This window comes from Streptomyces sp. NPDC029836 (assembly GCF_055574495.1).
The window spans coordinates 24312-37566 of record NZ_JBVHZI010000012.1; the positions used below are offsets into that span (position 1 = coordinate 24312).

Annotated in this window: 10 protein-coding genes; all 10 read right to left on the reverse strand. The window is 73.0% G+C overall.

What is annotated here, in order from left to right; translation table 11 throughout:
• Positions 1 to 8: 8 nt before the first annotated feature.
• The 10 genes from ACZ4XJ_RS28735 to rsmI all read right to left on the reverse strand — a co-directional run bounded on the left by ACZ4XJ_RS28735 (position 9) and on the right by rsmI (position 13204).
• Complete coding sequence (locus ACZ4XJ_RS28735; RefSeq protein WP_362877674.1) at positions 9 to 1643, reverse strand: outer membrane protein assembly factor BamB family protein; 1635 nt, start codon at positions 1641 to 1643, stop codon at positions 9 to 11.
• 163 nt (positions 1644 to 1806) lie between these two features.
• Positions 1807 to 3603 (reverse strand): ABC-F family ATP-binding cassette domain-containing protein, encoded by a 1797-nt coding sequence (locus ACZ4XJ_RS28740; RefSeq protein WP_468497900.1) that lies wholly within the window; start codon positions 3601 to 3603, stop codon positions 1807 to 1809.
• A 36-nt stretch (positions 3604 to 3639) separates the two neighbouring features.
• A complete protein-coding gene (locus ACZ4XJ_RS28745; RefSeq protein ID WP_468497901.1) occupies positions 3640 to 5307 on the reverse strand; it encodes an IS200/IS605 family accessory protein TnpB-related protein in 1668 nt (555 codons plus the stop codon).
• A gap of 192 nt (positions 5308 to 5499) precedes the next feature.
• Positions 5500 to 6840 (reverse strand): acyltransferase family protein, encoded by a 1341-nt coding sequence (locus ACZ4XJ_RS28750; RefSeq protein WP_468497902.1) that lies wholly within the window; start codon positions 6838 to 6840, stop codon positions 5500 to 5502.
• A gap of 83 nt (positions 6841 to 6923) precedes the next feature.
• The gene (locus tag ACZ4XJ_RS28755) at positions 6924 to 7820 is read right to left on the reverse strand and encodes a 4-(cytidine 5'-diphospho)-2-C-methyl-D-erythritol kinase (RefSeq protein WP_362877676.1); all 897 of its coding nucleotides are present in this window, start codon (positions 7818 to 7820) and stop codon (positions 6924 to 6926) included.
• Positions 7817 to 8719 carry a 16S rRNA (adenine(1518)-N(6)/adenine(1519)-N(6))-dimethyltransferase RsmA gene (rsmA, locus tag ACZ4XJ_RS28760; protein WP_383995132.1) on the reverse strand — a complete coding sequence of 301 codons (903 nt, stop codon included), beginning with the start codon at positions 8717 to 8719 and terminating at the stop codon, positions 7817 to 7819. The genes ACZ4XJ_RS28755 and rsmA overlap by 4 nt, the downstream gene beginning before the upstream one ends.
• Positions 8716 to 9927 (reverse strand): ubiquitin-like domain-containing protein, encoded by a 1212-nt coding sequence (locus ACZ4XJ_RS28765; RefSeq protein WP_468497985.1) that lies wholly within the window; start codon positions 9925 to 9927, stop codon positions 8716 to 8718. The genes rsmA and ACZ4XJ_RS28765 overlap by 4 nt, the downstream gene beginning before the upstream one ends.
• Positions 9928 to 10712: 785 nt before the next feature.
• Positions 10713 to 11624, reverse strand: a complete 912-nt coding sequence (locus ACZ4XJ_RS28770; RefSeq protein ID WP_468497903.1) for a TatD family hydrolase — start codon at positions 11622 to 11624, stop codon at positions 10713 to 10715.
• 10 nt (positions 11625 to 11634) lie between these two features.
• Complete coding sequence (locus ACZ4XJ_RS28775; protein WP_468497904.1) at positions 11635 to 12150, reverse strand: hypothetical protein; 516 nt, start codon at positions 12148 to 12150, stop codon at positions 11635 to 11637.
• A gap of 160 nt (positions 12151 to 12310) precedes the next feature.
• Positions 12311 to 13204 (reverse strand): 16S rRNA (cytidine(1402)-2'-O)-methyltransferase, encoded by an 894-nt coding sequence (gene rsmI / locus ACZ4XJ_RS28780; RefSeq protein ID WP_468497905.1) that lies wholly within the window; start codon positions 13202 to 13204, stop codon positions 12311 to 12313.
• Between the last annotated feature and the right edge of the window lie 51 nt (positions 13205 to 13255).

Consider the following 13255-nt stretch of genomic DNA (forward strand, 5'->3'; position numbering starts at 1 on the left):
GGACTCGTTCACTTGCCGAAGGCCATCAGGAGCTTCTCGTCCTTGCCGTCGCCCTGCAGGTTGGTGACGGAGAGGAAGAAGCGTCCGTCCTCGTAGGCGGTGCGGGAGAACATGAAGGAGCCCTCGATCTTCGCGGCGGGGCCCGAGGGCATCTTCAGGAGCACCGTGGGCTTGCCGTCGGCGGCCGGCAGGGACACGATCTCGCCGGGCTCGTCGAGGCCGGCGCCCGTGCGGTAGGCGGTCAGCCGGCCGCCCGCGGCCTTGAGCGGGACGAAGGTCTGCTTGTCGCCGGCCTTGGTGCGCCACTTGACCTTGCCGGTATTGAGGTCGAAGGCGACGATCTCCGCGCTCGCGGTGTCCAGTTCCGCCCCGGTGCCCAGGTAGATGGTGTCACCGTCCACGACGGAGTTCCCGCAGTTCTGGAGGCCCTCGCTACTGCTGCCGCCGCCGCAGTTGATCACGAAGTTGCCGTCGCCGGAGAGCGAGTTGCGCTTCTGTCCCTTGTCGTCGAGGACGATGATCCCGCGCTGCTTGGTCTCGCGGTTCTGGGCGTCGATGACGGTCGGGCTGACGGAGTAGACGGCCTTGACCTGGAAGCCCTTGGGAAGCTTGTAGGCCCAGGTCTTCTTGCCGGTGTTCGGGTCGGCGTCCTGGATCTCAACGGTCTTGTCGGCGTCCAGGCACATGGCGACGGCGATCAGCCTGCCGTTGCCCGCGGCGTAGTCCGTGGGCTTGCAGCCCTCGGGGCCGGCGTCGGAGAAGAGCTTGTCGCCGGTGCTCAGGCGGTGGACGCTCTGGCCGCCCATCCAGCCGAGGGCGACGGTGTCCCCGGTGAAGGTGACCGTGGTCTCGGAGGCGGTCTTGAAAAGACCCTCCATGACGATTTCCTTGGTCCAGAGCTCCTTGCCGCCCTTGAGGTCGACGAGCTTCATCTGGTTGCAGTTGGAGTCGTCGTCGTTCTTGACCACCATGACGGTCCGGCCGTCGGGGGTGGTCTGACCCGTGATGCCGCAGATCTCCGTACGGAGGTCGAGCTTCCACTTCTCCTTGCCGTCGGTCACCGCGTAGGCCACGACGGACTTGTCGACGGTCTTGACGACGGCGTCGCCGACCACCCACTGGCCCTTGGCCGGGATCCCGGCGCCGGGTCCCTCCATCTTGACGGTCTTGAGCCAGAGGGCCTTGTCCTCGCCGGTCTTGCGGCCGGAGTTGAGGTCGGTCGGGTACGCGCCGCCGGCGCCGTTGCCGTCGCCCTTGTCCACGGAGGCCGAGGGGGAGGGCTTGTCGTCGGTGGGCGCGGAGCTCTGCGCGACGGGCTCCTTGGCGGCCTTGTCGTCGCCGTCCCCCGCGAGGAGGAACCAGCCGCCCGCGCCGAGTACGAGCACCCCGGCGACGGCGGCGGCGATCAGGACCAGGGCCTTGTTGCGGCCGGGCCGCGGCGGGACCGGCGGCATGCCCTGCGGGGGCGGCGGGAATCCGTAGCCGCCGTTCGGCACGGGCGGCTGCGGGACGGTCGGCGGCTGCTGGGCGTACGGATTGGGCCCCTGGGGCGGGAATCCGTACCCCTGCTGCGGGGGTCCCGGCAGGTGGCCGTAACCGGAAGGTGACGGCGGCTGGTTCGGCGGCTGGGGCGGCTCGGTCATCAGCGCATACCTTCGGCGTCAGGCGGTAAGTCGGTCGGGAGAACGACCCTTTCTATCACTCGTGGCCGACATGCGACGGGCCGGTCCGACCCCTGTTCCCAAGGGAGGACCGGCCCGTGACTCGGTCGTTATCCGACCGGACACTGTGCAAATCTGTCCGAAATCAGGCGTCTTCGGCCAGTTCCAGCCAGCGCATCTCCAACTCGTCGCGCTCGGAAATCAGTTCCCGGAGCTCGGCGTCGAGCTTGGCCACCTTGTCGTAGTCGGTGGAGTTCTCGGCGATCTGCGCGTGCAGGTTCGACTCGCGGTCGGACATCTTGTTGAGCTGCCGCTCGATCTTCTGCAGCTCCTTCTTCGCGGCCCGCGAGTCACCCGAGGCGGAGGACTTCGCGACGGGCGCCGGGGCCGCCGGGGCGGCGGCCTCGATCATGCGCTGCCGGCGCTCCAGGTACTCGTCGAGTCCGCGCGGCAGCATCCGCAGGGAGGCGTCGCCCAGCAGCGCCATCACCGTGTCGGTGGTGCGCTCGATGAAGAACCGGTCGTGGGAGATCACGATCATCGAGCCGGGCCAGCCGTCGAGGAGGTCCTCCAGCTGGGTCAGGGTCTCGATGTCGAGGTCGTTGGTGGGCTCGTCGAGGAAGAGGACGTTCGGCTCGTCCATGAGCAGCCGCAGGATCTGCAGCCGCCGCCGCTCCCCACCGGACAGGTCCCCGACCGGGGTCCACTGCTTCTCCTTGGTGAAGCCGAACTGCTCGCACAGCTGGCCCGCGGTCATCTCGCGACCCTTGCCGAGGTCGACGCGGTCGCGCACCCGCTGGACGGCCTCCAGCACGCGCAGCGAGGGGTCGAGCTCGCCGACCTCCTGGGACAGGTAGGCCAGCTTCACCGTCCTGCCGACGCTGACCTTGCCCGCGGCGGGCTGGACGTCGCCCTGGGTACGGGCGGCCTCGGCGAGGGCGCGCAGCAGCGAGGTCTTGCCGGCTCCGTTGACGCCGACGAGGCCGACGCGGTCGCCGGGGCCGAGGTGCCAGGTGAGGTGCTTGAGGAGGGTCTTGGGGCCGGCCTGGACGGTCACGTCCTCCAGGTCGAAGACCGTCTTGCCCAGGCGGGCGTTGGCGAACCTCATCAGCTCGGAGGTGTCGCGCGGCGGCGGCACGTCGGCGATCAGCTCGTTGGCGGCCTCGATGCGGTAGCGCGGCTTGGAGGTCCGGGCGGGGGCGCCGCGGCGCAGCCAGGCCAGCTCCTTGCGCATCAGGTTCTGCCGCTTGGACTCCTCGGTGGCGGCGATCCGGTCGCGCTCGGCGCGGGCGAAGACGTAGTCGCTGTAGCCGCCCTCGTACTCGTGGACGTCACCGCGCTGGACGTCCCACATGCGGGTGCAGACCTGGTCGAGGAACCACCGGTCGTGGGTGACGCAGACGAGCGCGGAGCGGCGTTCCTGGAGGTGCTTGGCCAGCCAGGAGATGCCCTCGACGTCGAGGTGGTTGGTGGGCTCGTCGAGGACGAGGAGGTCCTGGTCGGCGATGAGCAGCTGGGCGAGCGCGATGCGGCGGCGCTCGCCGCCGGAGAGCGGGCCGATGACGGTGTCGAGGCCCTGGCCGAAGCCGGGCAGGTCGAGTCCGCCGAAGAGGCCGGTGAGCACGTCGCGGATCTTGGCGTTGCCGGCCCACTCGTGGTCGGCCATGTCGCGGATGATCTCGTGCCGGATGGTGGCGGAGGGGTCGAGCGAGTCGTGCTGGGTGAGGACGCCCATGCGCAGGCCGCTGTTCTGGGTGACCCGGCCGGTGTCGGGTTCCTCCAGTTTGGCGAGCATCCGGATGAGGGTGGTCTTTCCGTCGCCGTTGCGGCCGACGACACCGATCCGGTCCCCCTCGGACACGCCGAGGGAGATGCCGTCGAGCAGGGTACGGGTGCCGTACACCTTGCTGACTGCCTCGACATTGACCAGATTGACGGCCATCAGACGCGCTCCAGGGAAGGGGTGTGGATCAGCCCCTCAGCCTAACCGTTCCTCATCAGTGAGCAGGAGTGAGACGTGGACCCACGTCCTGGCACTGCGCGCATCCCGAACGGTTTTGGATGCACTGGTCTCCCGCGTTCCTCGTGGTGTCCCCGCTCGGGCACGTGCATCGTGCGCACGCTCCGTGACGAGGCGGCGGGTTCCCTCACGTCCTGGGGTACCACGGCCGGCCTGGACGGTCCGATGCCCCGCAGCATCACTCCGGTGCTGCGGGGGCGGTGCCGTCCGACGCCGGATCGGGTGCCCGAGGGCGCGTCGCCCGATCGCGATACCGGCGGCATCATGACGGGACATCTTGCGTCGCGGGGTGACCAGCGGTTCCTGCCAATGCTGGGCGCCCCACTGGGAGGTGTAGGCCGGATCGACCGCGACGATCGACAGACCGGCGTCAGCGGCCATGGAGACCAGTCGGGCCTTGAGCTTGCCGGTGGGCATACCGGAGATGAGCTGCCGGAACCGTTTCTGCCTGCCGTGCTTCTCGCGGGTCTTCTCGGCGGTGAAGTCCAGATCCTCCATCGCGATGGCGACGACGCCGGCGCGCCCGGCCCAGTGCAGAACTCGGGTGATGGCGTGCCGGATCTGCGCGTCCCGATGGTCCGCGGTGCCCGACAGGTCATAGAAGAACCGGTGGGGCTCACCCATCGGATTGCCGTGGGTGTCGAGGCGGTAGGCGGCGAAGTGGTCGGCGTTCGTATCAACGCCGATCACGCCCTTGGCCCGTGCCGTCTCCAGCGGGACCGTCCGGACGACGGGGCGCTGCCAGGAGGCGGTGAGGTACCAACGCCCGCGCGCGGCGTCGTAGTGGATGCGGTAGGCGACGGCCCGATTGCTGTCGATCCGGTCCCGCCACTCGGCGCCCCGGTGCGCGAAAGCGATGCGGGAGGTCAGGACGTACCGGCCATGCTTCGCGTTCGCCAGGTACGCAAGCGGCGCGGGAACTTTGATCGACACCTCACCGTCCGCGGTGACGCGGATCGTCTCGTTGCCGAAGCGTTTGCCCGACTCGCCATCAGCGGCCAGGAACCAGCGTTCCGCCTCCCACCGCCGGCGCCACTCGTCCTCGGTGAGCCGCGCCTCTTCGAGGTTGTGCCGGCTGTTGAGGAGCTTTCTGCCGCCGCGCACCACGTGCACAACACCCTCGTCCCGGTCGGCTCGGGCTGTGTCGAGACGGTGCTCCAGGATGTGCAGACGCCGTGTCTTGTGGAACCACTCATGCTTGGAGCGGTATCCACCCGGCGCCCGCTTCGTGCCCTTCTGCCCGATCGGCCGGGACAGCCGGTCGATCAGCGTACGGACGCCCGCCTCAAGGTTTCGGATGTGCGCGAACTGACAACGGCGCGAGAGCGCCCACTGATCGTGGGTGGCCCTCGTGATGCTCCCGGCCCAACGGGACGACGACGAGGCGGTCAGGCCCTGCTTGCGGGCCGCCCACCTCTGCGCGTCATGGCCCTTACCATCCCCGCACCGGGCCGCCAGGTCGAGGGACGCCAGACGCCCCAGGTGCTCGCCCACCAGGCGCAACACCTTGTCGTCCTCGACGCTCAAGTTCTTGAGACGGTCGCGTATCGCCACACCGGACGGGCCCAACGCCACGAAGGGCGCGTCGATGGTGCGTAGCTGCTGCTTCTTGGGCTGCTCAGTCATCGGCAGCCGCCGCTTCCCCTGCCTTCGTCGCCCGCCTGTTCGCGGAGCGGCGGTCCCACCCGCCGGGCAGGGACCGGCAACACGCCCTCACGGAACCAGCGATACGCGGTCTGCGGATGCACACCCCCGCGCCTTCGCCCTCTCCTTCGGGTCCATGCACCCGACCGTAACGACACCCACCCCAACGCACCATCACTCACAGGGGTGAACTGAAGGACCAATAGCGCCGACCCTCCGGGCCGACCCCGACCGATCCACCAGCAGGGCGCCGGCGAGGGCCATGCCGATGGCGGCGGGCGCGGTCAGCGGCAGGACGATCAGGGTGGCGCCGTGGCCGTCCAGGATCCCGCCGAGGCCGGTCAGGGAGAGGCCGAGGATCCCGAGCAGGGCGAGGGTGATCCCGAGGGCGGCGACGGGTCCGCTCCCCCGCGTCGGCGCGGCCGGTACGGGGGCCTCGAAGCGGCGGAAACAGGCGACGAGCAGGGCCGTCACCAGCGCCGCGAGCAGGATCCGCGGCGGGACCTGCGCCCACCAGGCGGCGGTGGCCGGCTCGGGCAGCGCGAGGCCGAGGGCGAGCTGGGCGGCGTACACGCCGAGCATGGCGGTGAGGTGCCACAGGAACGCGGTCATGGCGACGCCGTTGGCGGCGACGACCCGCCGCCACACGCGGGGCCGCTCCAGCAGGGCCGCGGCGGGCCGGGCGAGCAGCTGGACGGCGCCGACCAGCCACAGGCCGTGGCAGAGCAGGGCGAGGGTGGGCGGGGCCATGTTGGACACCTTCTCGCCGGGCATCCCGACCATCGACAGCGGGTACGGGCCGGCCGCGACGAGCAGGACGGCCCCGGCGAGCCCGGCGGCGGCCAGGACGGCCGGTCGGGTGATGCGGCCGTCGGCGCGCAGGAAGCCGAGTTGGTGCACGGCCAACCACACGAAGGCGAAGTTCAGGAACTCCACGTACGGGACGCCGAAGGCGAAGCGCAGGACGTCGACCAGCGCGGCGGCCCCGGCGAGCGCGGCGAAGGCGGCCCAGCCGTGGCGTTCGTGGAGCCTCAGCAGCGGCGGGGTGAAGGCGACCATCGCGAGGTAGATCCCGATGAACCACAGCGGCTGCGTGACCAGCCGCAGCGCGGCGCCGGTCAGCCGGCCGCCGTCGAGGCCGGCGAGTTGGACGGCCAGTGCGAGGGCGGTCCACACCAGGACGAAGACGAGGGTGGGCCGCAGCAGCCGCTGGAGGCGGGCCCGCAGGAAGGCGGCGTAGAGCGGCCCGTCGGCCCTGCGGGCCAGGGAGCGGTACGAGAGGGCGTGCGCGAACCCGCCGACGAAGAAGAACACCGGCATGACCTGGAGCCCCCAGGTCAGCACCTGGAGCGGGGGCACGAGGGCGAGCAGGTTCCCGATGCCGTCGCCGGCGACGGCCGCCATCAGCCAGTGGCCGAGCACGACCGTGCCGAGCGAGGCGACCCGCAGCAGGTCGACCCAGCGGTCCCTGGTGGCGGGGGTCGCGGCGGCCAGGTCGCGTGCGGTGACTGTCATGTCCACCACGGTCGCGGCGGGGCGGCCGCCGCGACAGGGTACGGATACTCAGATCCCGCTGGGTACCCGGCCGGGTTCCGGGGTCAGCCCCGCAGGACCGTGGCGCCCGGGACGGGCCCCGAGGCGGTCCGGGTGGTGCGGCAGGTACCGGAGGCCTCCAGCGCGGCGGCGACCTTGGCGGCGCCCTCCTCGTCCCGGACCAGGAAGGCGGTCGTCGGCCCGGAGCCGGAGACCAGCGCGGCCAGCGCGCCGGCTCCGGTGCCCGCCGCGAAGGTGTCGGCCAGCGCCGGGCGCAGCGACAGCGAGGCCGCCTGGAGGTCGTTGGACAGGGCGGGCGCCAGCCGGTCGGGGTCCCCCGAGGCGAGGGCCGCGAGGATTTCCGGGGAGGGCTGCGGCTCCGGGACGGCGGTCCCCGCGGTCAGCCGGTCGAACGCTCGGAACACGGCCGGGGTGGACAGGCCCCCGTCGGCCACCGCGAACACCCAGTGGAAGGAGCCCGCGTCGACCGGGGTGAGCAGTTCGCCGCGACCGGTCCCGAGGGCGGCGCCGCCGAGCAGGCTGAAGGGGACGTCGCTGCCCAGTTCGGCGCACAGGTCGAGGAGTTCCGTGCGCGGGGTGTCCAGCCCCCACAGGGTGTCGCAGGCCAGCAGCGCGGCCGCGCCGTCGGCGCTGCCGCCCGCCATGCCGCCGGCGACGGGGATGTTCTTCGCGATGTGGAGGTGGACGGCCGGCTCGATGCCGGCCCGCGCCGCGAGGACCTCGGCGGCCCGGGCGGCGAGGTTGGTGCGGTCCAGGGGCACCTGGTCGGCGTCGGGGCCCTCGCAGGTGACGGTCAGTGCCGCGGCGGGGGTGGCCGTGACCTCGTCGAACAGGGAGACGGCGAGGAAGACGGTCGCGAGGGGGTGGAAGCCGTCGGGGCGGGCGGCGCCCACCCCGAGCTGCACGTTGACCTTTGCGGGGACCCGTACGGTCACGCTCACAGGGCGGGCCTCTCCGCGGCGGGCTTGTGCTCGGCGATCGCCGCGAACTCCTCGACCGTGAGGGACTCGCCGCGCGCCTGCGGGGAGATCCCGGCGGCGACGAGCGCGGTCTCGGCGCCGGCGGCCGAACCGGCCCAGCCGGCCAGGGCGGCGCGCAGGGTCTTGCGGCGCTGCGCGAAGGCGGCGTCGACGACCGCGAAGACCTCGGCCTTGGACGCCGTGGTCCGGATCGGCTCGGTGCGGCGCACCAGTGAGACCAGACCGGAGTCGACGTTCGGCGCGGGCCAGAACACCTTGCGGCCGATGGACCCGGCGCGCTTGACGTGCGCGTACCAGTTGGCCTTGACGGAGGGGACCCCGTACACCTTGTTGCCGGGCTCGGCGGCGAGCCGGTCGGCGACCTCGGCCTGGACCATGACGAGGGTCCGCTCGATGGTCGGGAACCGGTCCAGCATGGTCAGCAGCACCGGAACGGCCACGTTGTACGGCAGGTTCGCGACGAGCGCGGTCGGCGGCGGTCCGGGCAGCTCCTTGACCAGCATGGCGTCGGAGTGGACGAGCGTGAACCGGTCCTGCCGCGCGGGCATCCGGGCCTCGATGGTGGCGGGCAGGGCGGCGGCCAGGACGTCGTCGATCTCGACGGCGACGACCCGGTCGGCGGCTTCCAGCAGCGCGAGCGTCAGCGAGCCGAGTCCCGGACCGACCTCGACGACCACGTCGTCCGGGCGCACCTCCGCGGTGCGGACGATGCGGCGGACCGTGTTGGCGTCGATGACGAAGTTCTGGCCCTTCTGCTTCGTCGGCCGGACGCCGAGTACGGCGGCCAGTTCCCGGATGTCGGCCGGCCCGAGGAGGGCGTCGGAAGGGGTCTCGTGGGGCTGCTGCTCTGCGGTGCTCACCGGTAAAGCCTACGGCCGCAGTGCGGCCACGGACTCGCCCCCCGCTGCACGTAGAGCTTCTTGGCCCGGTACGTCTGCTCCGAGCCCGACGCGTCCTGCGGGCGACCGCTGCCGCCGAGGCCCTGCCAGGTGCGCACGTCGAACTGGTAGAGGCCGCCGTAGGTCCCCGAGGGGTCGGTGGCCGAGGCCCGGCCGCCCGATTCGCACTGGGCCAGCGCGCCCCAGTCGAGGCCGTCCGCGCCGGCGACGGAGTTCGGCAGCCGCTTCGTCCCGACCTTCACGAGTTGTCCGACGGGCTCGCGGACCACCTCCTCGGCGATCCGGCGGGGCTGCTGGCGGACCCCGTTGACGGTGCGCAGGCTGTACGTGACCCGGCGGGCGCCGGGCCGGCCGGCCCGTTCGACGACCTCGGTCCCGGCGAACAGGTCGCCGTCCTGGACGCGCTCGGTCGTGAAGGGGATGCGCTCCTCGCGGACCTCGCGGGTGCCGGTGATGCGCAGCACGGTGACGACCTGCCCGTCGCGCGGGAACGCGCCGGGCGGGACCGAGGTGGTGTCCTGGCCGCCGAGGGTGATGCCGGCCTGGTCCAGGGCCTCCTGGACGGTGGCGGCGTTGGTGCGGATGGTGCGTTCGCGGCCGTCGGCCATGAAGGTGACGCCGCGTTCGGTGCGCACGCCCAGGGTCAGGCCGGCGCGCGGGACGGCGGCGGTGCGGGGCAGCGTGAGGAAGGCGCCCTCGACGCGGACGCCGAGCTGGCGCAGGGCGCTCTCGACGGTGCGGGCGGTGGTCCACAGTCGGCGGGTGCGGCCGTCGAGGGTCAGTTCCAGCGGGCGGCCGTAGCGGACGACGATCTCCTCGCCGTCGGCGAGGTCGGAGCCGCGGGCGGGGGCGACGAGGTCGTGGGGGCCGACGCCGAGTCCTTCGGCGGCGAGCAGGGCGTCGACGCTCCCGGCGAAGGTGTGCAGGCTGCGGGGCGCTCCGTCGACGGTGAGCCGCACCGATTTGTCGGCGGCGACGAAGGCGGTGGTGCCGCCGGCCAGGACGGCCACGACGAGGGCCTGCGGGACGATCCGCCGCCAACTGCCGCGGGCCGCCGCGCCCCGCCGGCCGCGGGCGGCGGCCCGCTGCCCGGACCCGCCGCCGCCCTGGGCGGGGACGGAGGCCCGCCGCCGCCCGGTGTCCGGGTCGTCCCCGTCCGGCCCCGGCAGCGGGGGCGGGGGTACGGGGTCCGCAGCCCGACGGCGTCCGGTGGGCCGACGCGTCCCGGGCACACCGGCCCCCGGCCCGGGATCCGCGGCCCGCCGCCGCCCGGCGGGGGCGTCGCCGTCGGGCCCCGGCAGCGGAGGTGGGGGGACCGGGTCCCCGGCCCGGCGCCGACCGGCGCTGCGGCCGCCCGAGGGGGCCTCCGCGTCCGGGTCCCCGGCCCGGCGCCGACCGGCGGCGCGGCCGGCCGGCGGGGCGTCCGCGTCCGGAGTCGGCAGCGGGGGCGGGGGCGCCGGGTCCGAGGCGCGGCGGCGGCCGGTGGGGCGCAGGCCGGTCCCGGGGGTGGGGACGATCGGCGCACCCCGCCGCCGCGCCCCCCGGCGGCCTTCGCCGCGGGGGGCCGGGACCCCGCCGTCGGGTCCGCCGTCGGCGACGAGGCCGAGCGCGGAGGCGAGGTCGAGCTCCGGGTCCGGGTCCCGGTCGGGGGCGAAGTCGAGCTCGGGGTCGAGGGGGAGGTCGAGCGCGGGGTCGAGTTCGAGGTCGAGCGCGCGGTCGGGGGCCGGGGCCGGACCGGCGTCCGGCTCGGTCCCCGGCCAGGAGACACGGCGGTGACTGCCCTGTGTTTCGCTCACGTCGCTCGCTCCACTGGTCCGGCCCCAGGTGGTCGGGGCAGGGCACCCTAGCCGGAGCGGGCGTCACGCTTCAAAGTCGTTCGACTACCCAGCGTGTCGAACGAACGGACGTGCGAAGCGAGGGGTGGGGGTGCGTGGAGGACGGGCGAGCGGGCGGGTCAGTACCCGAAGACGCGGGCCGTGTTCGCGGCGAGGGCCGTCGCCATCGCGTCCTCGTCCAGACCGCGGACCGCGGCCATCGCCCGTACCGTCAGCGGAATGAGGTACGGCGCGTTGGGCCGACCGCGGTAGGGCGCCGGGGTGAGGAACGGGGCGTCCGTCTCGACCAGCACGAGGTCCAGCGGGGCCACCGCGAGGGCCTCGCGCAGCGGCGCGGCGTTCTTGAAGGTGACGGTCCCGGCGAAGGACAGGTAATAGCCGGCGGCCGCGCACTCGCGGGCCATGTCGGCGTCCCCGGAGTAGCAGTGGAAGACCGTCCGCTCGGGTGCGCCCTCCTCCCGCAGCACGCGCAGCACGTCCGCGTGGGCGTCGCGGTCGTGGATGACCAGCGCCTTGCCCGTCCGCTTCGCGATCTCGATGTGGGCCCGGAAGGAACGCTCCTGCGCGGCCATCCCCTCGGGGCCGGTACGGAAGAAGTCGAGGCCGGTCTCGCCGACCGCCTTCACGTGGTCCAGCACCGCCAGCGCCTCGATCTCGGCGAGGGCGTCGTCCAGGGCCGCGTCGCCGCCGCCGGGCCGGGCGCCCTGCCGGGACCAGCCGTCGGGGTCGCCGTGCACGATGCGGGGCGCTTCGTTCGGGTGCAGGGCCACCGCCGCGTGGACGTTCGGGTGGGCGGCCGCGGTCTCGGCGGCCCACCGGGAACCCTTCACGTCGCACCCCACCTGGACGACGGTGGTCACGCCCACCGAGGCGGCCTTCGCGAGGCCCTCCTCGACCGTGCCGAACTGCATGTCGAGGTGGGTGTGCGAATCCGCCACCGCCACCCGGAGCGGTTCGGGCAGCGGAGGCGGGGTGTCCTTGGCGTCCTTGACGTCCTTGGCGGCGGCGGAGGAGGAAGGGCTGGGGCTCATGCGTCCGATCCTATGACCGGCGGAACAACCCCATCAGCCGGGCGATCGGGCCGCGCCCCTCCTCGGGGTCCACGGCCACGGGCCCGGGCGCGTCGTGCGCCGGCTGCGGCGCCTTCGCGGCCGCCGCCTTCGGCGGCCTCGCCCCGCGCGGTCGGGGCGTGCGCGGCAGGGAGGCGCCCGCCGGAACCGGTCCGGCGATGCCGGGGGCGACGGGGTGGTGGTAGAGCTTGTCGAGCATCCCGGTCACCGACGAGACCTGCCCCTCCCGCATGATCCGTACGACGTGGCCGTCGCAGTTCAGGCAGGTCGGGTTGGACAGCGGCGACGGCACCCGCTCGCTGTTCGCCCGGTAGACGATGAACGCCTCGCCCCTGCCGTCGACGTGGTGCTCTATCTCGTAGGCCTGCTCCCAGCCGTACCCGCACTTCATGCAGGCGAAGGAGTACGCCTCGCGCACGGTCGGCACGGTCGGTGCGACCGGGACGTGCACGGGGGCGGGTGCCGGGGTGTCTGCGATCTCACTCATGCCAGCTCCTCTTGTTCCACTGGTGCCACTGCCAGTGGACGCCTCTTCGGGCGGGAGCGCATCAGGCCCTGTCGAGTGTTGGACGGTCCTTGGGCGACTCATGCCCAAAGCGCCCGGTGCGCGGTCTGAGCTTTGCCTTTCAGGTTAGCTCTTTACCGACTTACGGCACCTTTTGTGCCGCGTTCTTTGCCGCCACCACCGCGTCGAATACCTCGCGCTTGGGTACGCCGACCTCGGCCGCGACCGCCGCGATGGCCTCCTTGCGGCGCTCCCCGGCCTCCTCGCGCACCCGCACGCGACGTACGAGCTCCTCGGCGTCCACGTCTCCTGGGGTCGCCGCCGGAGCCCCCTCGACCACGATCGTGATCTCCCCGCGCACGCCTTCGGCCGCCCAGAGAGCCAGCGCGCCGAGCCCGCCGCGCTTGACCTCCTCGTACGTCTTCGTCAGCTCGCGGCACACGGCCGCCCGGCGGTCCGCGCCGAACACCTCGGCCATGGCCGCCAGGGTGTCGTCCAGCCGGTGCGGCGCCTCGAAGTAGACGAGCGTTCGCCGCTCGCCCTCCACCTCGCGGAGCTTGCCCAGGCGTTCGCCGGCCTTGCGCGGCAGGAAGCCCTCGAAGCAGAACCGGTCGACCGGCAGTCCCGACAGGGCCAGCGCGGTGAGCACGGCGGACGGCCCGGGCACGGCCGTCACCTTGATGTCCTTCTCCACGGCCGCCGCCACCAACCGGTAGCCGGGGTCGGACACCGACGGCATCCCGGCGTCCGTGACCAGCAGCACCCGCTTGCCGGCCTCCAGGGCCTCCACCAGCTCCGGGGTGCGGGCGGACTCGTTGCCCTCGAAGTACGAGAGCACCCGCCCGGTGGTGTGCACGCCGAGGCCCTGCGTCAGGCGGCGCAGCCGCCGGGTGTCCTCGGCGGCGATCACATCGGCCCGCTCCAGCTCGGCGCCCAGGCGTGGCGGGGCGTCGGCGAGGTCCCCGATGGGCGTACCGGCGAGGACGAGGACGCCTGCGGAGGAGGGGGCATCGGCAGAACGGGGCTGATCAGTCACGCCACCATCCTCTCATTGGGTCCCCGCGCCCCCGGGGCGCGGACGGAGTCC

Excerpts from the sequence above, each read along its gene's own strand:
- ACZ4XJ_RS28770 (WP_468497903.1), bottom strand. The coding sequence starts at position 11,624 with ATGAGCCCCAGCCCTTCCTCCTCCGCCGCCGCCAAGGACGTCAAGGAC.
- ACZ4XJ_RS28745 (WP_468497901.1), bottom strand. The coding sequence starts at position 5,307 with ATGACTGAGCAGCCCAAGAAGCAGCAGCTACGCACCATCGACGCGCCC.
- ACZ4XJ_RS28735 (WP_362877674.1), bottom strand. The coding sequence starts at position 1,643 with ATGACCGAGCCGCCCCAGCCGCCGAACCAGCCGCCGTCACCTTCCGGT.
- ACZ4XJ_RS28775 (WP_468497904.1), bottom strand. The coding sequence starts at position 12,150 with ATGAGTGAGATCGCAGACACCCCGGCACCCGCCCCCGTGCACGTCCCG.
- ACZ4XJ_RS28750 (WP_468497902.1), bottom strand. The coding sequence starts at position 6,840 with ATGACAGTCACCGCACGCGACCTGGCCGCCGCGACCCCCGCCACCAGG.
- ACZ4XJ_RS28740 (WP_468497900.1), bottom strand. The coding sequence starts at position 3,603 with ATGGCCGTCAATCTGGTCAATGTCGAGGCAGTCAGCAAGGTGTACGGC.